A 23,223-nucleotide genomic window follows, 5' to 3' on the forward strand; every position below is an offset into this window, starting at 1 on the left:
CGAGCAGCGACGTTCGATTCGAGTATCCACCCGGAGGCGTCCCGTTGTGCGCCAGTAGCCAGCCGACCATGGGTATTACCCACACGAAATTATTCGACATTATCGAATTTTTCGCGCCGAGTCGCCTCCCTCGGCCAACAGTTCTGCTGGAGTAGTTCGAGTGATCGACGCCAATCCGCGAGAGCAGAGTGTCACGATGTCTGCCGATTCGTCCCCGACCGAACATCGAACCTTTCGACCGTCGCAAACCGGCCGGTGGGACACGTGCACGCAGTGGATTTTATTCGATAGAGGGTGACTACTAATACATAACAATACTACTATTGTTATCTTTATTCACTCACGGCTAGATGGTATTCGATTATACCGAATGAACAGCAGATTAGTCGGAGGGGTCGACGGACCCTGTAGGTGGCTTATCGGCAGGAGCACCACCTGGAGCGACGCTCGTCGCCGAGTAGGCGGACTCGAGGCGTGAAAAATATTCGGCATCGCCGAATACTCTAAGTGGGATGGTACCAAACCGAACGGTATGAGTAAGACGAACGAAGTCCAGACGACCCGGAAGTCGTTGACCATCCTCGAAGAGCTGGTGAAGATGGACGGAGCCGGGTTGGAGGCCATCGCGACGCATTTCGAGATGCCGAAGAGCACGGTTCACGGCCATCTCAAGGTGCTCGAGGAGATGGGATACGTCACCAACACCAAAGGGAGGTACAAGCCGACACTAGAGTTCCTCTACTGGGGCAACTACGTCAGGAACAACATGGAGATATTTCAGGTCGCCCGTACGGAGATGAAGGCACTCACCGCGGAGACAGGCGAGAGCACGTCGCTCGTCGTCGAAGAGGGTGGCCGAGCGATCATCGTCTACAACGTGGAAGGGCAGGGCGACTCGAAGTTCGTCACCAGCGCGGGCACGCGAACGTTCCTCCACACGAACGCCTCGGGGAAGGCCATCCTGTCGCAGATGTCTCGCGAGGAGGTCGAAGCCGTCATCGACCACCACGGGCTGCCAGCGCTGACGGAGCACACGGTGACCGACCCGGAAACCCTGTTCGCCGAACTCGAGGAGATTCGGGAGCGAGGGTACGCGATCAACCAGGAGGAGGCGCTCAGGGGGATGAAATCCATCGCCGCACCCATCACCGACATCGACGGGAACGTCATCGCAGCAATCGCCGTGTTCGGTCCTACTGTTCGCATGGACAACACCCGCCTGGAGGGCGAGCTCCCGATGCGAGTGCTCGAGACCGCGAACGTCATCGAGGTCAATTACAACTACGACTGACCCCGCGGCTCACGGCCGCGCATTGCTGACAGGAAATTTACCAAAACGATTAATATGGTCAGTGATAACCCTTTGCAAGGCACAACCATGACAAAGCCGAATGCCAACTCAGCGGATAGTGTATCGACCGGCTCCAGTCGGGTCGGGCGGCGGCGATTCTTACAGACAGCGGGGGCGAGTGCCCTCGCAGTGTCCTTCGCAGGCTGTACGGGCGACGGGGGCGACGGCGGTGACGGCGGCGGGGGCGGTGGGAACGGTGGCGGTGGTGGGGGCGGCGGAGACGGTGGGGACGGCGGCGGGACCACCGGCGAGCCACAGATCGAAGGGCCAGTCAAGTTGGGCCTCCTCGCCCCGCTCCCCGAAAGCATCGCCCTGGGTCGGGCGTACGCCAACGCCGGGAAGATCGTCACGAAGCGACTCAACGACGCCGGCGGGCTCCTCGGAGCCGAGGTCGAACTGGTCATCAAGGACTCGGAACTCAACGCGAGCAAGACGCAGCAGGCGTACCGCGAGCTCGTGTTACAGGAAGAGGTGGACGCCACCTTCGGCCTGCTCAGCACCGAACCGCTGAACCAGATCCTCGGCGACATCGCGAGCCAGCAGAAGATCCACATCACCAGCGGGACGGGGAACACTGGCCTGAACGACGAGATACGGAACAACTACGAGAACCGCAAGTACGTCTTCCGGAGCCACCAGAACGGCTACATCCAGGGGTACAACCTCACGAACTACTTCGACGAGTACGCTGACGACATCGGCGTCTCGGACATCGCGATCATGCTCGAGGACATCGAGGGCTACAAACCCCACGCCCAGGCGATTCGGGAGCATCTCCCCGACGGAATGAGCATCCAGATGGACGAGATTTTCTCCCCCGGTACCGAGGACTACCGACCACTGCTCCGCCAGGCAGAGCGGGCGAACGTGGATATGGCCGTCGTGTTCGTCTCGGTCACGGGCCCGACACTCATCAACCAGTGGGCGAGTATGCAACCGAACTTCGCGCTGGGCGGGTTCAGTATCGCAGCCTCGGATCCCAAGTTCTACGAGAACAACCCGAGTGCTGAGTACATGATGACGGGGGTGCCGGGTGCCGTCGCGAACTACACGCCGACGGAACTGACGAGCACGTTCATCCAGGAGCACAAGGATATGTTCGACGGGGCGGTCCCACCGTACTACACGGCGTACACGACCCACGACGCGATCTGGTCGTGGGCGAAGGCGGTCGAAGAGGCCGGGACTCTGAACGAAGACGACGTCATCGCCACCCTCGAAGACGGGAGCTGGGAGGGCGTTCAGGGTCAGATGGACTACTACAAGGGCGACGAGACGTTCGCGGATACGGATTTCAAGTTCGCGCACGACCTTCGATTCGGTGAGGACGGCGTCCAGCCACCCAACTACCAGTGGCAGGTGCAGGACGGCGAGGGCGAGCAGGTCGTCCTCTGGCCGGAGAGCGCCCGGCAGGGCGAGTTCCAGTGGCCCGACTGGATCGACCGCTGAGGTTCGGTACCTTCCGTTTTCCGCCGCGACGCACTCACGGACAGAGCGGTGGCGTTCGTGCGACGTGACCGCCGCGGGCGCGAGCGTTTATTAGCTCTCGTGTCGACGCCGTCGTATGGACGTCGCAGTGCTCGGTGCCGGTACCATCGGATCGACGGTCGCGTACGTGCTCGCAACGGAGTGTCGAGACGTCGACGTCAGACTCGTCGACGTCGAGACGGGCCGGAGCCGAGGTCACGCGATCGACATCGCCCACGCGACGGCACACGTCGCACACTCGGTGGGGGGCGTCGTGGGAAGCCGTGCGACGAGCATCGAGGCGGTCGATCCGGGACCTGCAGCGGTCGCGGGCGTCGACTGTCTCGTCGTCACTGCGAGTGCCCCCCGTCCCGACTCGGCGAGCCACCGGGGCGGTCGACTCGCGTGGCTGGAGTCGAATCGCGACATCGTCTCGACCATCGCGGACTGGCTCCGGGAGACCGACCCCTGTCCGGTGCTGTGCGTGACGAACCCGCTCGACGTACTCACCTACCAGCTCTACCGAGAATCCGGGTGGCCGCGCCACCGGTTCGTCGGCTACTCGCTCTCGGAGACCGCCCGGATCGCCGACGAACTGGCCCGGCGCTACGACGTCGACCACGAGGCCGTCTACTGCCCGGTCATCGGTGAACACGGCGAACAGATGGTGCCGGTGTTCTCACGCGCGACGATCGACGGCGAGCGGCTCGGTCTGTCGCCCGAGGAGCGCGACCAAGTCGTCGACTACATGCTCGACGTCCCCTACGACGTCATCGAACTCCGGGGTGAAGCCGACTCTTCCCGGTGGGTCACCGGCCGCGGCGTCGCGCTGGCCGCGTGGGCCATCCTGCAGGGTGGCGTCGACGAGCCCGTCGGGCTCTCGACACCCCTCGACGGCGAGTACGGCTACACCGACGTCTCGTTGAGCGTTCCGGTCAGGCTCGACGCCGAGGGCGTAACCGAGATCGTCGAGTGGGAGCTCTCCGGGTGGGAACGGCAGCGACTCAACGACGCCCGGGACGCCGTCGCCGTCCACTGCGCCGAGTGAGCCGACCGTGGGTGTCGGTCGTACCGTTTCTGTGGGTGCTGTCACCGAAATTATTAACTCCTTGTGAACAACACGCATACGTACATCATGGCACAAGCAACGGAAGCTGATACCGTGACGTCTCTCGATCAGTTGGACGTGGTCGTCGACTGTGATTCCCACATCACCGACGGCGCGATCATGTTCGACGAGATCCTCGGGTACATGGAGAACGACCTGATGCAAAAGCAGATCGGCGACGCTCTGTTGCCGAACAACAACGTGTTCTCCACGACGCTGGCGTCGCCGCCGTTCCCGGACATCCTGAACGCGGAGGACGGCGGGCTCGGTATTCCACAGTGCATCAGGCCGGAGCAGAAGTACGAGTCGATGGACGAGTACGGCATCGACGAGGCCATCATCGGGCCGACGCTGGCGTCGGCGCTCGGCACCGTCAACAACGACCAGTACGCCGTGGCCCTCGCGCAGGCGTACAACTCCTGGCTGCTCGATACGTTCCTCGACGACAACGACGGCATCCAGGGGACGCTCGTCATCGCGCCACAGAAGCCCGACAAAGCCGCCGAGGAGATCGAGCGGCACGCGGACGAGAACGACATCGTGGGCGTCCAGCTCCCGGCGACGGGCCTGCCCCTCCCACCGGGCCACGAGTGGTACGACCCCATCTACCAGGCTGCGGAGGACTACGACCTTCCGGTGTGTATGCACAGCCTCTCGAACAGCAACCACTTCGAGTTCCCCACCCAGCGGAAGTGGGCCGAGACGTTCAGCGAGGACCACGCCATCGCCCACCCGTTCTCGCACATGTGGAACATCACGACGATGCTATTCCGGGGCGTGACCGAACGGTTCGACATCGACGTCGTGATGCAGGAGGGCGGTATCGCCTGGATTCCCTACATGCGCTGGCGGCTCGACGACCACTATCTCGAGGCGTCCCACGAGCTGCCGTACGTGAACAAGCTCCCGAGCGAGTACATCGACGAGAGCTACTACTTCACGACTCAGCCGCTCGGGCACACCGCCGACAACCCCGAGCACATGGCGTACGCTGTCGAGATGGCGGGCGCTAACAACATCATGTTCTCGTCGGACCACCCCCACCCCGACTTCGACCTGCCGGGCGAGCTGTTCAACCGCGTCTACTCCCACTTCGACGGACAGACCGTCCGGAACGTGATGGGCGAGACCGCAGTCGAGCTCTTCGGGCTGTAACGATGCCGAGCCGCCATCACGTCGCCAGCGAATCGGAGTTCGAGACCACGAGCGAGGGGCGCATCATCACGGAGATCCAGGGCAAGGAGATCGCCGTGTTCCGCATCGACGAGGAGTACCACGGGGTGTTGAACTACTGTGTCCACCAGGCCGGGCCGCTCTGTGAGGGGCGGGTCACCGGCGATACGCAGATCGCGGAGGACGGCTGGTCGTGGGAGTCCACCCGCGAGGACGAGATCATCTCGTGTCCCTGGCACGCCTGGAAGTTCGATATCAAAGGCGGGCAGTGTATCGACGACGACCGCTACTCCGTCCCCACGTACGAGGTCGAGGTCGAGGACGGCGAGATTTACGTCGTCGCGTGAGCCGGCGCCACGCTCGCGTCACTCGACTGCCGACCGGACCGTCGACTCGAACGTCGCCTTGTCGATGTCGTACTCGGTGAACCCCTCTCCTTCGCGTGTTCGCCCCACCTCGGCGACGTGCGTGCCGTCGACGGTCACCTCCCAGTTCTTTCCGACCTCCGGGTTCACCGCCCGGAGCCTGAGTTCGACGCCGAGTTCCGCCTCCAGTGCCATCAACGTCGGCGGGACCAGTGTTCCGTCCGAGAAGCGTGGCGGTCGATACGGGCGCATCTCGTGACGGCGGAACTCCTCGATGTTCTCGCGCCACCACTCGGGATACGTCGAGAGGTCCTCACCTTCGTACGGATCCTCCTCGTCGTAGCCGGCGGGGAGTGCGGCGTCCCGCCCGTGACCGTCACTCATCGTGGTGCGTGCCGTCCATCGTGTCCCGGCGACCGACGACACGGATGGAACGTCGAAGCGAAACCACGCGTCGCCGGTCCGTACTGTTCCTGTGCATACGGTTCACACGAACGGCCGGTCGCATAAAATCCTCGGTGCCGCCACCTCGGTCTCCGTCAGGTGGCCAGAGACGGAGGGAGGAGCGTGCGTTCGATGGCACGGCGTGAGAAGAACCTACACGCCAGCTGGGTCACTCCGCGTCCAGTCCTTGCTGTCCGCCGCCACGGCGGTCGAGGATTCCTCGACCGAGCTCGATGACCTTCTTGAGGATTCCCTCGGGGATGAACAGCAGAATCAAGAGGGTGATGAGGTAGAACACCAGGATGTCGAACCGGGCGAACGGGGCGTTGATGACGGGAATCGTGTACTCGATGTCGCTGGCAAAGTCCTTCAGCCACCAGAAGATGAACCCGCCGATCGTCGGGCCGACGATGGTCCCGATACCACCGATGATGGCCGCGAGCAGGATGTCGATCATCACGATGAGGTCGAGCAGTTGCGTCGGCGAGGCGCTGCCCACGGGCGTGTGGACGAACATCGCGCCCGCCAGTCCGCCGATGGCGGCGCTGACGACCATCGCGAACGTCTTGAACTTCGCCGGGCTGTGACCGCTCGCGGAGACGGCCAGTTTGTCCTCACGGATGCCCTTGAAGATGGCCCCGGTGTCCGAGCGAGTGATGACGAACGCGATGGTGAAGATGACGAGGAACAGCGCGAACGCCACGTAGTAGTTCGCCATCGCGGTCGCGTTGAAATCGCCCATCTCGACGAGCAGTTCCGCCCCCTGGAGCCCCCGTCGACCGCCGAACAGATCCGAGTTCAACTGGAACACCTGCAACAGGATGAGCGGCGGCAGGAGCGTGAACAGCGCCAGGTAGTGGCCCTCGATGCGGAGCGCCGGGACGCTGAACAGGAGGCCGCCGACCGCCGCCAGCACGACGCCGATGGCGATCCCGATGACCGGCGAGATACCCAGCTCGATGTTCAGCAGGGCGGAGGTGTAGCCGCCGGTCGCGAAGAAGAACGTGTGGCCGAAACTCACCTGGTCGGTGTAGCCCGAGACGAAGTCCCAGCTGATGATGAACATCACGAAGTAGAGGACGGTGATCATCTTCAGCAGGTCGAGCACACCGATACCGAACGGGAGGACCGCGAGCAGGACGAGGCCGAGGACGCCGAACAGGTGCCGGTAGGACAGCGAGAGGCGGTCGACGACGGCGCGGACCTTGCCTCCGAGGTCACCGACGAACGACTTCGTCGACATCAGTCGCTCGCCTCCTCACGGCCGAACAGTCCAGTTGGTCGGGCGACGAGAACGATGACGAGCAGCACCAGCGGTGCGAGCCCGGTCAGACGGGGCGAGACGAACGACGTCGTGAACGTCTCGAGGAACGCGATGACGTGGGCACCGACGATGCTCCCACGGATCGACCCGATGCCGCCCAGAATGACGATGGAGAACGCGAGCACGAGCGGGTTCAGCCCCATGTTGTAGACGACGGTCTGGAACATCCCGAGGAAGAGCCCCGCGATGGCCGCGAGCGCCCCAGCGATGAACCAGGTGTACACCGAGATGTCGAACTTCTTGATACCGACGAGTGCGGCTCCGCGCTTGCTCATACTCACCGCGCGGATCGCACGCCCCTGTCGCGTCCGATTGATGTACCACAGCACCCCGAGTATCGACAGCCACGAGAGGACGAACATCAGGATCTGGTTGTACAACACCGTCACGTCGGCGATCTTCGTCCGGCCGGAGACGAGCGTGGGAATCGACAGCGCGGCCGTCCCTTCGAGCGCCAGGAACATCTCCTCGACGATGAGAAACAGGAGCAGTGTCACGATGACGACGACGATGGGGTCACCCTCGACGAGTCGCACGGGGCCGACGTAGACGGCGACGCTGAACACCGCGGTGAAGAGGACGGCGAGTATCGCGGCCGGCCACGCCGGCAGCCCGAACTGCTTGGTCGCGTAGAACATCAAGAACGGCGCGATGGTGACGTACGCGGCGTGAGCGACGTTGAGTACGCCACCGACGCCGAAGATCATCGTGAACCCGACTGCGACGAGCGCGTACAGGGCGCTCAGCAGGAACCCAATGACGATGGCATCTGTAAGTACGGACATTGAGGATTGGTATGCCTATGGTAGCAATAATGTTTTGGGTAATGATAGCGTGGCACAAATGATGCCGTCGCTTCCGTAGCCAGCCCACCAGCAGCACGACCCAGAACGGCCCAGCAGCCGGGGCGTACCCGTTACAGCTCGCCACCGAGGTACGCGTCCTGAACGCCTTTGTCCTCGCGGATCTCCTCGGGTGTCCCCTCGGCGATCTTCGAGCCGAAGTTGATGACGAACGCGCGGTCGATGAGCGACAGCAGCCCACGCATGTTGTGGTCGACGACGATCATCGTCAACCCCTGCTCCCGCTTTTCGAGCAGGAGGTCCGAGATGCGCTGGACCTCGAGGTCGGTGAGCCCGGCGAACGGCTCGTCGATGAGCAGCAGGTCGGGGTCGGTCGCCAGCGCACGGGCGAGTTCCAGTCGAAGGATACCGGCGTGCGGGAGCTCGTCGGGCATCCGGTAGAGGCTGTCGCCGAGCCCGACGCTCTCACAGATCTTCGCAGCCTCCTCGGTCGTCTTGCCCATGAGCCCCGACGCGGTGAGGAGCCGTCCGGAGGAGTGTGCGAGCGCGACGTTCTCGACGACGTTCCGGTCGTTGAGGGGACGGAACGACTGGAACGTGCGGGCCAGCCCGCGGTCGATGAGGTGGTGGAGCTTCGCGTCGGTGATGTCCTCGCCTTTGTACCAGATGGTTCCCGACGTGACCGGGTAGATACCGGTGATGCAGTTGAACGTCGTCGACTTCCCGGCGCCGTTCGGCCCGATGAACCCGACGATCTCCTGCTCCTGGATGGCGAACGAGAGCCCGTCGACAGCGACCAGCCCGCCGAACCGCTTCACGAGGTTGTCGACGACGAGGATGCCGTCGTCGGGACCGTACACACCCGCTTCGTCGATAGTCTGCGGCTCCGTCTCTGCCGTCGAGGCGGTGTCACTCACGGCCGCGTCCCCCGGGGGCCGTGCCGCCTCGGGTCGCGTGCAGTCCGTAGCCGGCTCTGGTAGCGGAGATGACTCATGCCTGTTCGTGAGAGGATGGGGAACGATGATAAAGATTGTGGGGTGGTATCACACCTGCTGGTCGGGTCGCGACGGGGCCGCACGCCGGTGGCGAATCGTCGTCGCACCGTCTCTCGCAATGGGCGAAACGATTTTATCTCGGTGTTCGAAATACGCAACGGTAATGACCCAGTTTACGGTGTACGTCTCGAACGACCTCCGGGTCCCGGACCGGGACTACGACATGGGCCTGGGGGCGCTGTACGGCGCCGACGACATCGAGGTGGAGTTCCTCACGACACAGAATCACGACGTGTTGCGGAGCGAGGATCTCGCCGGCGCGAACGCGCTGGTCGCCATCCAGCAGCACGTGACGCCGGAGACGCTCGACGGGCTCGACGACCTCAAGCTCGTCTCGGCGTTCGGCGCGGGCCTCGACCACATCGACATCGGCGCCTGCACCGAACGCGGCATCGCCGTCGTGAACGCCCCCCAGCCCGTCGGCCGGGCGGTCGCGCAGTCGACGCTCGGGATGCTCATCACCTGTGCGAGCAACGCCATCGAACTCGACAACCACCTCCGCACCGACGGGTTCGCGAACCGCATCTCGCTGATGGGCCACACGCTCTACGGGAAGACGGTCGGGACGGTCGGGATGGGAATGATCGGCTCGAACGTGGTCGACCTCCTCGAGCCGTTCGACGTCGAGATACTCACGCACGACCCGTATCTCTCCGAGGAGCGTGCCGACGAACTGGGCGTCACCCTCGTCGACCTCGACACGCTGCTCGCGGAGTCGGACTTCGTCTCGCTACACTGTCCCCTCACCGAGGAGACGAAGGGAATGCTCGGCACCGAGCAGTTCAAGCAGATGAAGGAGAGCGCCTACCTCGTGAACACGACTCGAGGGGGGCTCTACGCGGACGCCGAACTCGCGGAGGCAGTCGAGGAAGGGTGGATCGCCGGGGCAGCCGTCGACGTGTTCGAGGACGAACCGAACGTCGCGGGCAACCCGTTGCTCGACCTCGACGACTGCCTGATGACGCCGCACATGGCGGGCGTGCTCATCGAGACGATGACCGAACAGGGCGAGATCGTGAGCGAGGCCATCCTGGCTCGCCTCCACGACGAGGTGCCGGCCAATCTCGTCAACCCCGACGTGTACGCCGAACCGGTCGACGAGGCGCTGCTCTCGCCGTCGCACCGCTAGTTCATGTGGTCCGACTCGTAGAACCGGTGTTTCACGTCACGGTCGATCTTGCAGTCGAGGACGACCGGCCCCGACGGCCGCGTCGAGAGGTCGACCGCATCGAGGTCCGCGACGGACGTGATCGTGTGGGCCTCGGCACCGAAGTCGCGAGCGAGCGCCGCGAGGTCGGGCGTCTCCGCGACGGCTGCCGACGCGTTGAGATTCCGGTTCTTCAACTGGTGGTACTCCGAGCCGAGCGCGTCGTCGTTGACGACGACCGTCACCGACGGAATCCACTGCTGGACTGCCGTATCGAGCGCCTGAAGCGACATCAGGAACCCGGCGTCACCGACGAACGTGACCGGCGTCCGCTCGTCCTCCTGCCACGCCGCACCGATACCCATCGGGAAGCCGATGCCGATGGCGCCGAAGTCGAGCGTCCACATGTAGTCGTCGGGGTGGTCGACGGTGATGCCGTCGATGACCCAGTTCATGAAGTGGCCGGCGTCGGTGACGACGAGCCGCTCGTCCGGGAGGCGAGCGTCGAGTTCGACCATCAGTTCTCGGGGGTCCATCCGCCCCGGCGTGTCGACGAAGGTGGCGTCGCCCCACGGCTCGGCGTCGGCGAGTCGGCGCTCGGTGTTCTCCGTCCAGAACGTCCCCGAGAAGTCCATGCCCATCTCGTCGAGTTCGGCGTCGATGGCCGCGACGGTCTCGCGAGCGTCGCCGACGACGGCGAGGTCGACGGGCGTGTAGCGTTCGAGGTGCGCCGGCTCGTCGGTGACGTGGACGACCGTCGCCTCGTCGACGAGTCTGCCCACGTCGGTCGTGTGGTTGTTGAGGCTGCAGCCGACCGCGAGCACGAAGGCGGCGTTCGTCACGTACTCGTTCGCGAGGTTCGAGCCGAACGTCCCCGGGAACCCGATGGAGAAGGGGTGGTCGGAGAAGTAGCCGCGGGCCTGCAGACTCGTCGCGAGCAACGCGCTCGTCCGCTCGGCGAGTCGTTCGATGGCCGGTTTCGCGCCCGACGCGACCGCCCCCCGACCGGCGAGAATCACCGGCGGGGTGCTCGCGTCGGATTCGAGATAGCGGTCCACGGCCGCCGTCACCTTCTCGGCGTCGGGACGGCGTCTCGCGGCGTCGTCGACCGCGTCCGTCCCGAACAGCTCGGTCTCCCAGTCCACGTCGAGGTCCGTCTCCGCGTCCATCAGGTTCCACGGCACCTGAACGACGATCGGGCCACGGTCGCGGCGGAGTCGCCGGAACGCGTCGCGGAACACCGGGAGCAGGGCGTCCTCGTCACGGACCGACAGCACGTCCTCGGTGACGGGACCGAGGAACGTCTCCTGGTCGAAGTACTTGAGGCCGCCGAGCGTCGTCGTCGGTGTCTCGCCGGTGATGACCAGCAGCTTCGAGCCGTAGACGTTCGCCGTCCCGAGCGCCGTCCCCGTCTGGGCGATCGCCGGACCGCGCCCGACCACGCAGACGCCGATGTCGTCGTGGGTCCGGGCGTAGCCGTCGGCCATCGCCATCGCCAGTTGTTCGTGCCGCGCGTCGACCACGCTGAGGTCGTCGGCCCAGTCGGCCCGGGCCGTCGCCGTGATGCCCATGACGTCCTCGGCCATGAGCGTGAACAGCGTGTCGACGTTCTCCTCGACGAGCAGTCTGATGATGGCGTCTGAGAGCTTCATGTTCTCGTCTCTTGGTATCACACCACACTCAACGCTATTGTAGTTTCGGACCCGCCGGCGACACGACCTGCTGCGGGACACAAAGGGTTTAGTGTCCAATCGTGGTGTGCAGTAGCATGGGTACCGAACCAACCTACCTCAAGCGAGCAGCCGATGCGTCGCTGGAGATTCCCGACGACGTCCGCGAGTCGGTCCGCGACATCGTCGAGACGGTGCGCGCGGACGGTGACGCGGGCGTGCGAGCGTTGACACGGCGGTTCGACGACGTCGAGCGGACGGACCTCCGGGTGAGCGACGACGAGCTCGCTGCCGCCGCCGACTCGCTGTCGACCACCGAGCGCCGGGCCATCGACAACACCATCGCGAACGTCCGCGCGTTCCACGAGGAGCAGGCGGCGAACCTCGACGGCTTCGAGACGGAGTTCCACCCCGGCGTCACGCTGGGAACGCGGCTAGTTCCCGTCGAACGGGCGGGCGTGTACGTCCCCGGCGGTCGCCACCCGCTGGTCGCCGCACCCGCGATGACCATCGTGCCGGCGACGGTCGTCGGCGTCGACACCGTCGTCGCCTGCGCACCGCCGCAGGCAGACGGAAGCGTCCAGGCGGCCCAGTTGTACGCGATGGACCGTGCGGGCGCCGACGAGATCTACGTCGCGGGCGGGGCACAGGCCATCGCCGCGATGGCGTACGGCACCGAGACGGTGCCGGCCGTCGACGAGATAACCGGACCGGGCAACGTCTACGTCACGGAGGCGAAACGACAGGTGTTCGGCCACGTCGGCATCGACTTCCTCGCGGGACCGAGCGAGGTGCTCTGTCTCACGAACGAGACGTCGGACCCCGCGATGGTCGCGACGGACCTGCTCGCACAGGCAGAGCACGACCCCCGGTCGCGACCCATCCTCGTCGCGACCGACGAGGCCGTTGCGGCGGCGGTCGTCGACGAACTCCACGCACAACTCCCGGCGCTCCGAACCGAGGCGACGGCTCGCGAGTGCTGGGAGACGAACGGAGAGGTGGTCGTCGTCGACGACCTGGCGGCGGCCGCCGACGTCGCGAACGACTACGCCATCGAACACCTGCAGGTGATGATCGACGAGCCGCGCCAGCTGCTCGACGACCTCCACAACTACGGCTCGCTGTTCCTCGGCCACCACGCGCCGGTCGTGTTCGGCGACAAGGCCGTCGGGACGAACCACACGCTACCGACGCTGGCCGTCGCGCGGTACAGCGGTGGTATCAACGTCACGACGTACCTGAAGGTGCTGACCCACCAGGAGCTCACCGCGGCAGGGGCCGACGGCATCGCGCCGTGGGCCGCGAAGATCTGTGAGATGGAGGGGACCCACGCCCACCAGCTCTCGGCCGAGAAACGCATCGTCTCGGCGTCGAGCCGTGAGCTCGCGCGCGAGCTCGACCTCGACAGCGGCGGCGGCGTCGACCTCTCGGAGGAGCCGTGATGCTCGACGGCACCACGGCGTTCGTCACGGGGGCGAGCCAGGGTATCGGCCGGGCCATCACACTCGAACTCGCACGCCAGGGAGCGAACGTCGCGCTCGCCGCACGCAGCGACGGTATCCACGAGACGGCCGCCGAGACCGGCGCCGAGAGCCGGGCGCTCCCGGTCGAGACGGACGTGACCGACGAGGCGTCGGTCGAGGCGGCCATCGGGGAGACGGTCGAGACGTTCGGGGGACTGGACTGTCTCGTCAACAACGCGGGCATCGCGGGGCCGACGGCCCCCGTCGAGGAGCTAACCGTCGACCAGTGGGAACGGACGATGGACGTGAACGTGACGGGGATGTTCCGCTGTGTCAAACACGCCGCCCCGCACCTGCGGGCGAGCGACCGGGGGAGCGTGGTCAACGTCTCCTCGATCAGCGGCAAGCGACCGCTGGAGAACCGGACGCCGTACACGACCTCGAAGCTGGCCGTCGTCGGCCTCACCCGGACGCTCGCGTTCGAACTCGGGGACGACGACGTGACGGTGAACGCGGTCTGTCCGGGTGCGACCCGCGGCCCCCGCATCGACGACGTCATCGCCGCACAGGCCGACCGGCGGGGCGTGTCGTTCGAGACGGCCAAGCGGTCGGTGTTCACCGACGACACCGCGCTCGGGCGGCTGACCGAACCCGAGGACGTCGCGGGGATGGTCGCGTACCTCGCGAGCGACGCCGCGCGGAACGTGACCGCCCAGGACATCAACGTCGACGCCGGCACCGTCTGGTACTGAGCGGCGGTCACGGGGGATGACGCGCGAAGGTTTATGCGAGTGCCCACGTGACGTGGTACCACGAACCCGCCTATGACAGGTAGTCACGACATCTTCCAGTACGAGGCGCCGGACGCCCCGCCGGCTGCGGTGCAGGTGCTCGACCCGGAGGGCCACGTGGTCGACGACGAGTTACTCCCGGACCTGACCGACCAGGAGTTCGTCGACCTGTATCACGACATGAAGCTCACCCGACGGACCGACCAACGAGCGGTGAGCCTCCAGCGACAGGGGCGGTCGGGAACGCTGGCCTCCTGTTACGGCCAGGGAGCACACGTCGCGACCGCGCACGCGCTCGACGAGCGCGACTGGCTCGTCCCGTGTTATCGCGAGTACGGAACCATGCTCGCCCGCGGTATCGACCCCCGCTACATGTTCATGCACTGGATGGGGAAAGAGCCCGGCGACCACATCCCCGAGGAGTACAACACCGTCGCCCCGCCGACACCCGTGGCGACCCAGATTCCCCACGCGACGGGGCTGGCGATGGCCGCAGAAATCCTCGGTGCGGACGACCGGGCGTTCCTCTGTCACTTCGGCGACGGCGCCACCTCTGAGGGCGACTTCCACGAAGGGCTGAACTTCGCCGGCGCGTTCGATACTCCCAGCATCTTCGTCTGTAACAACAACCAGTACGCCATCTCGGTCCCCTTCGAGCGGCAGACCGGGAGCGCGACGGTCGCGCAGAAGGCCACGGCGTACGGCTTCGACGGCGTCTACGTCGACGGGATGGACCCACTCGCGGTGTACGTCGCCACCGCCGAGGCCGTCAGGCGGGCGAAGGATCCCCGCGACGGCGAGTCCAGACAGTCGCTCATCGAACTCCTCCTCTACCGACTGGGTGGACACAGCACCTCGGACGACCCCTCGAAGTACCGCGACGAGGCCGAGGTCGAGGAGTGGACCGAGCGAGACCCCATCGCCCGACTGGAGGCGTTCCTGCAGCGGACGGGGCGGCTCGACGACGAGACGGTCGCGGACATCGAATCACGCGTCGACGAGACGGTCGACGACGCCGTCGAGGCCGCCGAGGCCGCCGCCGAGGAACCGGCGGCGATGTTCGACCACGTCTACCACGAGCCGACGCCGGAGCTCGAACGGCAGGCCGCGGATGTCGAGTCGCTCCGCGAGCAGTACGGTGACGACGCGTTCACCGTGGAGTGGGGGTTCTGATGGCGGCCGAGGAGACCGAGCGGCTCACGCTCGTCGAGTCGGTGAACAGTGCGCTCCACGACGCGATGGCCGACGACGACCGGGTCGTCGTGATGGGCGAGGACGTGGGCGTCAACGGCGGCGTCTTCCGGGCGACCGAGGGGCTCTACGAGGCGTTCGGCGACGACCGGGTCATCGACACGCCGCTCGCGGAGAGCGGCATCGTCGGCACGGCCATCGGGATGAGCTTCTTCGGCGTCCGGCCCGTGGCCGAGATACAGTTCATGGGGTTCATCTATCCGGCCGTCGACCAGATACTCAGCCACGCCGCACGGGTCCGGTCCCGCACACGAGGGCGCTTCACCGCCGAGATGGTCGTTCGAGCGCCGTACGGCGGTGGCATCCACTCGCCGGAGAGTCACTCGGAGTCGACCGAGGCCATCTTCACGCACTACCCGGGGCTGAAGGTAGTCGTCCCGAGTACGCCACACGACGCGAAGGGGCTGCTCACCGCAGCCATCCGCGAACCCGACCCGGTGGTGTTCCTCGAGCCGAAGAAGATCTACCGCTCGTTCCGGGAGGCCGTCCCGACGGACGCCTACGAGGTGCCGCTCGGGGAGGCCGCGGTCCGCCGAGAGGGGGCCGACGTGTCGGTGTTCACGTGGGGGGCCATGACTCGGCCGACGCTCGAAGCGGCGCGACAACTCGAGGGGGAGGTCGACGTCGAGGTGGTCGACCTCCGGACGCTCTCGCCGCTCGACCGCGAGGCCGTCGTCGCCTCGGCGAAGAAGACCGGGCGCGCCGTGGTGGTCCACGAGGCGCCGAAGACCGGGGGCCTCGCCGCCGAACTCACCACCAGCATCCAGGAGGAGGCGTTCCTCTACCTCGAAGCCCCGGTCGAGCGGGTGACCGGCTGGGACGTCCCCTACCCGTTCCCGGACCTCGAGCGGTACTACATGGTGAACGTCGCGCGCATCGTCGACGGCATCCGAACGACGGCGGAGTTCCCCCAGTTCGCATGAGCACCCACGAGTACCCCCTCCCGGACGTCGGCGAGGGCACGGCGGAGGGCGAACTCCTCCAGTGGTACGTCGCCGAAGGTGACCGGGTCGAGGAGGACCAGGTCATCGCGGAGGTGGAGACGGATAAGGCGGTCGTCGACATCCCGGCACCGGTCGACGGGACGGTGTCGGAACTGCTGTTCGGCGAGGGCGACGTCATCCCCGTCGGCGACGTGTTCGTCGTCTTCGAGGTCGGCGACGGAGCGGCGGCCGGGACGGCCAGCGACGCCAGTAGCACCAGCGAGTCGGCGCCGACGCCCGCCGCGAGCGACGCGGCGTCGGCGGCCAACGAGAACGACTCCGAGACGGCCCCGGCGACGACGGCCGGCCGGTCGTTCGCCCCGCCGAGCGTCCGCCGCCTCGCACGAGAACACGGCGTCGCGCTCGACGACCTGACCGGGTCGGGACCGAGCGGGCGGGTCACGGAGGCCGACGTACAGGCCGCAGCGGACGCCGAGGCGGACACCACCACCGGGAGCGACGATTCGGGCGGCCCGGTCGAGGTCGAGTCGGTCAGCGAACCGGCCTCGTCGGCCGCCGCCCGCGACCGGACGCTCGCCCAGCCGACGACCCGTCGCGTCGCGCACGAGCTCGGCGTCGACATCGACGCCGTCCCCGAGGTCGAGACGTGGGAGGGCGAGACGTTCGTCACGATCGATGCGGTCCGTGAGTTCGCCGAAGGGGGTGCCGACACGCAGGCGCCCACGCCGAGCTCGGGGCCTGCGGAGACCGACACGTCCGTCACGGTCGAGGAGCGGATTCCCTACCGAGGCGTCCGGCGCACCATCGGCGAGCAGATGGAGCGCTCGAAGTTCACCATCCCCCACGTGTCGACCGTCGACGAGGTGGACGTCACCGAACTGGTCGAACTCAGGGAGCGGCTCGTCGGTCCCGCCGAGGAACGCGGCGCGAAGCTCACGTACCTCTCGTTCGCGGTCAAGGCAGTCGGCACCGCGCTCCAGGAGTTCCCGTATCTCAACGCCTCGCTGGACACCGACGCTGGGGAGATCGTCCTGAAGGGCGACTACAACGTCGGCATCGCGACCGAATCCGAAGACGGGCTTCGAGTGCCCGTCGTCGACGACGTCGACGAGAAAGGGTTGCTCCAGATCGCCGCGGAGGTGAACGAGGTGACCCAGCAGGCGCGAGACGGCAGCATCACCCGCGACCAGATGCGGGGCGGCACGTTCACCATCAGCAACATCGGTCCGTACGGCGGTGAACACGGGACACCGATCATCAACTACCCCGAGGTCGGCATCATCGCGATGGGTCGGGTCAAGGAGAAGCCGCGGGTGGTCGACGACGACATCGTCAAGCGGCACGTCCTGAAGCTCTCGCTGTCGTTCGACCACCGCGTCGTGGACGGGGCGATGGCGACGCAGTTCCTCAACCGCGTGAAGGAGCAACTCGAGACGCCCGAACTGTTCCTGCTCGACTAACGTCTCAACTGCTGTCGTATTTTATCGGCTCACCCATGGCGGTGCCTGATACGCATCGGTGTCGACCGACTCGGGCCACAGTAGTGCTTGCTTCCCATCGGGGCCATCGCCGGCTTGCCACTGAACAACCGGCGGAACGACGAGGCCCTCACCGTACTTGACGTCGTGCGCCCACTTGTGGTCTCGTGGGTAGTACTCGACAGTTCCCATCGTGCCGGTGTACGAGACGTTCTCGAGCGCAGGTACCACTGTATCGGCGTCGGTCGTGCCGACCTCTTGGACCGCGGTGACCCAGGCTAATACCGCGTCGTAGGTGGTGTAGCCGGTGTAATCTGGTGGAAGTTTGTCGAACTCTGCTTGGTATGCCTCGATGAACGCCGTCGTCATCTCTGTCGGCCGATACGCTGGTGTTCCGCCCACAATCGCCGTCACAGTGTACTGTGCTCCGTCGACGTTCCGGTAGAAGTTCGGGTTCGAGGCGGCGACGAGCACGCCGCCGAGCTCGAAGTCGGCTTGCGACCTCGACCACTGGTTCACGGCTGTCGCCCCCGTTACGGAGGCGTATATCCAGACCGCGTCGACATCGTTGTTCTCGGCCCGCCGGAAGAGTGGTCTGTAGTCCTCGGTGCCTGCCGCGAAGTTTTCGTCCACCTGAATCGTCACGCTGTCGGGGAGGTTCGCACGGAATCCGCTCGCGTACGATTTGTAGCCCTCGATGTCCTCGACGAGGAGCGCGATGTCGGACCAGCCGATGTCGTCGAACTGCTCTTGGGCGAACAGCCCCTGATTCATCCCCTGGATATCTCCGTTCTGGAGGTTACGGAACCAGTACTTGTACGACTCGTAGTCGTCTCGGACCAGCTGATTCAATTGCGTCGTGCCGGTTCCACCAGCGACGTGAACGGTCTGCTGCTGTGCTATATCGTCGATGATTGCAAGGTGACTCTCGCTGCTGAAGACACCGAACGTCGCATCCACCTCATCCTGGAGTATCAGTTCACGGTACGCTTGCCGTGCAGTGTCTGGTGAGAGCTCGGTGTCTTTGACGACGACTTCGACATCGACACCGAGGAGTCCACCGTCGTTGTTGAGCTGGGTCGCCATCAACCGAACCGAGTCTGCCATCGCCTCACCGAACGACGTGTTGTCCGGGAGTGGCGCCAGAACCCCCAGTTTGATTGGACTCGACCGCTGGGGTGTGTCCGTCCCGCCATCCTCCGTCGGTCCATCCCCGCCTCCATCACCCCCATCGCCCCCGTCGCCCCCGTTGCCGTTGCCATTGCCATTGCTCGTGCAGCCGGCGAGACCGACGGCGACGCCGCCCGCGGTAGACTGCAGGAACCGACGCCTGTTCGTTCGTACTGCCGACTCTGACCGTCTAGACCCCTCTACTCCTCGAGACATGCTAGTCTTCTACGAACTCGATTATTATCTATTATAAATCCACCGGTCAGCACGACTTCCCGGAAACACCGGCGCGGTCGATGCCCTTCTACGTCGCGACAAACCGTGTTCAGTATCTCGGTTGGGCTCGCTTCCAGCTACTCCAGCCCTTCGCGCTCTCGCAGGTCCGTCCGCCGGACCTTCCCGGTGACCGTCAGCGGCAGGGCGTCGACGAACTCGATCTCACGCGGGTACTCGTGTTTCGCGAGGTGGTCTTTCGTGTACTGCTGGAGTTCGCGCTTCAGGTCGTCGGAGGGCTCGTAGCCGGGGGCGAGTTCGACGAACGCCTTGGGAATCGCACCGCGTTCGGGGTCCGGCACGCCCACGACGCCCACGTTGACGACTGCTGGATGGGCGGCCACCGTGTCCTCCACCTCGTCGGGGCCGATGCGGTGGCCCGCCGAGATGATGACGTCGTCCTTCCGGCCGACGAAGTAGTAGTAGCCGTCCGCGTCACGGGTGGCCGTGTCACTGGTGTAGTGCCAGCCGTCGCGCTGCACCTCGGCGGTCTTCTCGGGCTTGTTCCAGTAGCCCTTGAACACGATGGGGTCGTCCTCGTAGCGGATGGCGATTTCGCCCACCTCGTTCACGCCGACGGTCGGCTCGCCGGTGTCCGGGTCCATCAGCGCCACCTCGTTTCGCCCGAGCCCCCGCTTGCCCATCGACTCCTCGCGGCGCGGGAACAGTTGCTGTATCTCCTGGGCGATGTACATGGCCTCGGTCTGGCCGTACACCTCTTGGACGACGGCGCCCTCGAAGGTGTCCTCGGCCCACTCACTGACGTCGGCGCCGAGCGATTCGCCGCCGGAGGCGATGCTCCGCACGCTCGTCAGGTCGTAGTCGTCGGCCTCGTCGCTCGCCGCCATCATCATCCGGATGGCGGTCGGCGGGAGGAACGTGACCGAGACGCCGTAGCGCTCGACGAGCTCGAACGTCTCGACGGGGTCGAACCCCCCGTCGCGGTAGTAGGCGAGCAGGGGCCGGCCGTGGTAGAGCGTCGGCGCCATGGTGACGAACAGGCCGGCGATCCACGCCCAGTCGGCGGGGGTCCAGACCACGTCCGACTCCTCGACGGCGAGGTCACAGAGCCCCACGAGGTAGTTCGGGAGCCCCCCGAGCAGGAACCGGTGGGCGTGGACGACGCCCTTGGGGTCGCCGGTCGTCCCCGAGGTGTAGAGGATGACGGCGTTCGCTTCCGCGTCGGTCTCGACCGTCTCGAACGCGTGCGAGGCGTCGCTCTGGACGGCCCAGAAGTCGTCTTCGTCGGCGTCGGGGTCGTCGACTGCGACGGTGAGAATCGTCCCGAGGTCGGCGAGCTCCGATTTGACCTCCCGCAGCGACTCGACGCACTGTGCGTCGGCGATACACGCCTTCGCGCCGCTGTCGGCGAGGCGGAACTCGAGGGCCTCGGGCCCGAACAACGGGCTGAGCGGGACCGACACCGCCCCCAGCTTCCAGATGGCGAGGTGGGCCATCGCCGTCTCCGGCTTCTGTGGCAGGTAGACGCCGACGCGGTCGCCGCGTTCGACGCCCTGTGCCCGCAGATGGTTCGCGAGCCGGTTCGTTATCTGTCTAAGTTGCCAGTAGGTGAACGTCCGGGGGTCTTCCTCGGTGCCGTCGCCGAAGATGGCGACGCGACCCTTGTCGTCGGCCCAGCGGTCACAGAGGTACGTCGCGAGGTTGAATCGCTCGGGGACGTCGTGTTCGAACGCGTCGACCAGTTGCTCGTAGCTGTCCCACTCCTCCTCGTAGAAGGTGTACGCCTCGATGTCCGGGACCGTGGGAACGGGAGACATGGTTCGTACTCGGAGAGGTTGCGAGTCGGAACTATAGTTCTTTCTGACAGGAAACGGAGAGATTTCGGACAGGCGGTCCGCACAAACATTTATGCGGGTCGCCGGGAGAGTTAGCGTCGGTATCCACGCATGTCGAACCCAGTCAACGCGCCAGCGAGCGACCAGGAGGGAGGCGATGCGACCGCTCGATGACGTCACGGTCGTCGACCTCTCGCTGAAACTCCCCGGGCCGTACGCGACGAAACTTCTCGCGGACGCCGGGGCGGCAGTGGTGAGCGTCGAACCGCCGCACGGTGACTACCTCGGCGACCCCGAGTCGGCCGAGTACCGGGAGACCTACCGCATGCTGAACGAGGGGAAACGGTCGGTGAAAGTCGACCTCAAGGACGACCGCGGCCGGCAGTTCGTCCACGACGTCGTTGCGGAGGCGGATGTGGTCGTCGAGGGGTTCGCCCCGGGAACGGCCGAGCGACTCGGCGTCGACTACGACACCCTTCAGGCGATCAACGACGACCTCGTCTACTGTTCGTTGTCGGGGTATGGTCAGACCGGTCCCCGGCGCAGCGAGCCGGGCCACGACCTCAACTACCAGGCCGTCGCCGGGTTCCTCGACGAGGACGACCCCGCGCCCCCGAAGACGCCCGTGGCGGACTACGGCGGGGCGACGATGCTCGCGCTCGCCGCCCTCGTCGCGCTGTGGGGCCGCGACCGCGGTGGCGGCGGCCAGTACGTCGACCTCGCGATGTTCGACGTCATCGCCTCGTGGAACGCCGTCCACGCGCCGTGGACGACGAGCGACGTGGTCGCCCGCGACCACGACCCCGTCATCGGCGGCGAGTACCCGTGTTACAACACCTACGAGACCGCCGACGGCCGGCACCTCGCGCTCGGTGCCATGGAGCGCAACTTCTGGGTCGGGCTCTGTGAGGCGCTCGACCGGCCCGACCTGGTCGACGAGCAGTTCGCGACAGGTGGACAAGACAGCGACGCCTACCGGGAGCTCCAGGACGAGTTCCGGCAACGACCGCTCGACGCGTGGGTCGACGACCTCGGCGAGGACATCCCAGTGTCGCCCGTCCAGACGACGACCGAGGCGGTCGAGGACCCGCAGGTCGCCGCACGCGAGCACCTCCTGACGCCCGACGAGCAGGGCGAGCCGGCGCTCTCGTTCGCGCTCCCCATCGCGTTCAGCAACGTCGAGCGGGGGGGCTCGGAAGCTGCCGTCGCCGAGACGCTCGCGCGAGCCGGCTACGACACCGACGAACTCGCCGAGTTGGCCGACGCAGGTGTCGTCACGGACCGGGAGCTCGACTGAGCCCCACGAAACGTTATTACCCCCGAGGTGCCCATTGGGGCATGGTACCACGAGACGACGACAGCGACGAGTCACCGCCAGCGGAGGACGAGCGGACGTATCTCGCCGACCAGCTCGCCGACCTGCGACACGAGGACCCCGCGTTCTACGAGACCTATCGGGGGCTCTCCGAGCACCCCTGGGAGTCGGGGAGCCTCGACCCCCGAATAAAGGAACTCGTCAACGTCGCGCTCGCCAGTGCGACCACGGCGCTCTACGAGCCCGCGGTTCGCGAGCACGTCGGCCGGGCGCTCGACGTGGGCGCGACCTACGAGGAACTGCTGGCGGTGCTCGAGCTGGTGAGCATCCTCGGGATGCACTCGGCCACCGTCGGCTACCCCATCCTCGTCGAGGAAGCCGACGAGCCACCGGCGGCGGCGGGCTCCGAGTCGAGCGAGCGCATCGTCGACGAGCTCGAGGAGACCAGAGCGTTCTTCTCTGCGGTCTGGGACGACGTCGTCGCCATCATCGAGAGCGACCCCGACTACTGGGAACACCTCTACGACTTCCTGCGGCACCCCTACGACGCCGGCGTGCTCGACCCGGTGGAGATGGAGTTCCTCTACATCGCCATCGACGCCGGCACCTCCCACCTCTACACCGCGGGGCTGACGGTCCACGTCCGCAACGCGCTGCGGCTCGGCGCGACCCCCGAGGAGATCGGCGAGGTGCTCCAGTTGGCGAGTACGACCGGCATCCACACGGTCGCGGCGGGACTGCCGCTCCTGCAGGAGGAGGCCGCGAAACGCGGGCTGCTCCCCGACCGCGTGTAGCGGACTGCTCTCGGACCGGGTATTGCGACCCTCGACGCGCG

20 protein-coding genes are annotated in these 23,223 nt (G+C 66.0%); 13 read left to right on the forward strand and 7 right to left on the reverse strand.

Annotated elements, in window-relative coordinates:
* Positions 1-532: 532 nt before the first annotated feature.
* From NL126_RS04155 to NL126_RS04175, 5 genes are all read left to right on the forward strand, one after another.
* Positions 533-1,291, forward strand: a complete 759-nt coding sequence (locus NL126_RS04155; RefSeq protein ID WP_255197653.1) for an IclR family transcriptional regulator — start codon at positions 533-535, stop codon at positions 1,289-1,291.
* 189 nt (positions 1,292-1,480) lie between these two features.
* A complete protein-coding gene (locus NL126_RS04160) occupies positions 1,481-2,800 on the forward strand; it encodes an ABC transporter substrate-binding protein (RefSeq protein ID WP_255197654.1) in 1,320 nt (439 codons plus the stop codon).
* 115 nt (positions 2,801-2,915) lie between these two features.
* Positions 2,916-3,866: a malate dehydrogenase gene (locus NL126_RS04165; RefSeq protein WP_255197655.1), complete on the forward strand. Its 951-nt coding sequence runs from the start codon at positions 2,916-2,918 to the stop codon at positions 3,864-3,866.
* An 87-nt stretch (positions 3,867-3,953) separates the two neighbouring features.
* Positions 3,954-5,081: an amidohydrolase family protein gene (locus tag NL126_RS04170; protein WP_255197656.1), complete on the forward strand. Its 1,128-nt coding sequence runs from the start codon at positions 3,954-3,956 to the stop codon at positions 5,079-5,081.
* A gap of 2 nt (positions 5,082-5,083) precedes the next feature.
* The gene (locus tag NL126_RS04175; RefSeq protein ID WP_255197657.1) at positions 5,084-5,446 is read left to right on the forward strand and encodes a Rieske (2Fe-2S) protein; all 363 of its coding nucleotides are present in this window, start codon (positions 5,084-5,086) and stop codon (positions 5,444-5,446) included.
* Between the two features lie 18 nt (positions 5,447-5,464).
* Here NL126_RS04175 and NL126_RS04180 read toward each other — a convergent pair whose 3' ends face one another.
* The 4 genes from NL126_RS04180 to NL126_RS04195 form a co-directional block, all read right to left on the reverse strand.
* Positions 5,465-5,848, reverse strand: coding sequence for a hypothetical protein (locus NL126_RS04180; protein ID WP_255197658.1), 384 nt, complete (start codon positions 5,846-5,848; stop codon positions 5,465-5,467).
* Between the two features lie 229 nt (positions 5,849-6,077).
* Positions 6,078-7,151, reverse strand: coding sequence for a branched-chain amino acid ABC transporter permease (locus NL126_RS04185; protein WP_255197659.1), 1,074 nt, complete (start codon positions 7,149-7,151; stop codon positions 6,078-6,080).
* Entirely contained in the window at positions 7,151-8,017 is an 867-nt protein-coding gene (locus tag NL126_RS04190; protein ID WP_255197660.1) for a branched-chain amino acid ABC transporter permease, read from the reverse strand. The genes NL126_RS04185 and NL126_RS04190 overlap by 1 nt, the downstream gene beginning before the upstream one ends.
* A gap of 131 nt (positions 8,018-8,148) precedes the next feature.
* Positions 8,149-8,952 (reverse strand): ABC transporter ATP-binding protein, encoded by an 804-nt coding sequence (locus NL126_RS04195; RefSeq protein WP_255197661.1) that lies wholly within the window; start codon positions 8,950-8,952, stop codon positions 8,149-8,151.
* Between the two features lie 241 nt (positions 8,953-9,193).
* Between NL126_RS04195 and NL126_RS04200 the strand changes: the two genes are divergently transcribed.
* Entirely contained in the window at positions 9,194-10,219 is a 1,026-nt protein-coding gene (locus NL126_RS04200; protein ID WP_255197662.1) for an NAD(P)-dependent oxidoreductase, read from the forward strand.
* Here the strand turns inward: NL126_RS04200 and NL126_RS04205 are convergent.
* Entirely contained in the window at positions 10,216-11,889 is a 1,674-nt protein-coding gene (locus NL126_RS04205; RefSeq protein ID WP_255197663.1) for a thiamine pyrophosphate-binding protein, read from the reverse strand. The two genes, NL126_RS04200 and NL126_RS04205, sit on opposite strands and share 4 nt — an antisense overlap.
* Positions 11,890-12,005: 116 nt before the next feature.
* Between NL126_RS04205 and hisD the strand changes: the two genes are divergently transcribed.
* From hisD to NL126_RS04230, 5 genes are all read left to right on the forward strand, one after another.
* Positions 12,006-13,349, forward strand: coding sequence for a histidinol dehydrogenase (hisD, locus tag NL126_RS04210; protein ID WP_255197664.1), 1,344 nt, complete (start codon positions 12,006-12,008; stop codon positions 13,347-13,349).
* Positions 13,349-14,122, forward strand: coding sequence for an SDR family NAD(P)-dependent oxidoreductase (locus NL126_RS04215; RefSeq protein ID WP_255197665.1), 774 nt, complete (start codon positions 13,349-13,351; stop codon positions 14,120-14,122). The genes hisD and NL126_RS04215 overlap by 1 nt, the downstream gene beginning before the upstream one ends.
* 72 nt (positions 14,123-14,194) lie before the next feature.
* Positions 14,195-15,334 carry a thiamine pyrophosphate-dependent dehydrogenase E1 component subunit alpha gene (locus NL126_RS04220; protein ID WP_255197666.1) on the forward strand — a complete coding sequence of 380 codons (1,140 nt, stop codon included), beginning with the start codon at positions 14,195-14,197 and terminating at the stop codon, positions 15,332-15,334.
* On the forward strand, positions 15,334-16,335 hold the full coding sequence (locus NL126_RS04225; protein ID WP_255197667.1) for an alpha-ketoacid dehydrogenase subunit beta: 1,002 nt from the start codon (positions 15,334-15,336) through the stop codon (positions 16,333-16,335). Before NL126_RS04220 ends, NL126_RS04225 begins: the two co-directional genes overlap by 1 nt.
* Positions 16,332-17,816: a dihydrolipoamide acetyltransferase family protein gene (locus NL126_RS04230; protein ID WP_255197668.1), complete on the forward strand. Its 1,485-nt coding sequence runs from the start codon at positions 16,332-16,334 to the stop codon at positions 17,814-17,816. Before NL126_RS04225 ends, NL126_RS04230 begins: the two co-directional genes overlap by 4 nt.
* Positions 17,817-17,837: 21 nt before the next feature.
* Here the strand turns inward: NL126_RS04230 and NL126_RS04235 are convergent, their stop codons facing one another.
* Positions 17,838-19,220, reverse strand: a complete 1,383-nt coding sequence (locus NL126_RS04235; protein WP_255197669.1) for an ABC transporter substrate-binding protein — start codon at positions 19,218-19,220, stop codon at positions 17,838-17,840.
* Positions 19,221-19,357: 137 nt separating this feature from the next.
* Complete coding sequence (locus NL126_RS04240; protein ID WP_255197670.1) at positions 19,358-21,055, reverse strand: acetate--CoA ligase; 1,698 nt, start codon at positions 21,053-21,055, stop codon at positions 19,358-19,360.
* A 175-nt stretch (positions 21,056-21,230) separates the two neighbouring features.
* Here NL126_RS04240 and NL126_RS04245 point away from each other — a divergent pair, with 175 nt between their 5' ends.
* Entirely contained in the window at positions 21,231-22,370 is a 1,140-nt protein-coding gene (locus NL126_RS04245; protein WP_255197671.1) for a CaiB/BaiF CoA transferase family protein, read from the forward strand.
* Between the two features lie 41 nt (positions 22,371-22,411).
* Positions 22,412-23,182 (forward strand): carboxymuconolactone decarboxylase family protein, encoded by a 771-nt coding sequence (locus NL126_RS04250; protein ID WP_255197672.1) that lies wholly within the window; start codon positions 22,412-22,414, stop codon positions 23,180-23,182.
* Positions 23,183-23,223: the final 41 nt, after the last annotated feature.

Origin of the sequence: Halorarius litoreus (genome assembly GCF_024362405.1) — an archaeon.
Lineage (GTDB): Archaea > Halobacteriota > Halobacteria > Halobacteriales > Haloarculaceae > Halorarius > Halorarius litoreus.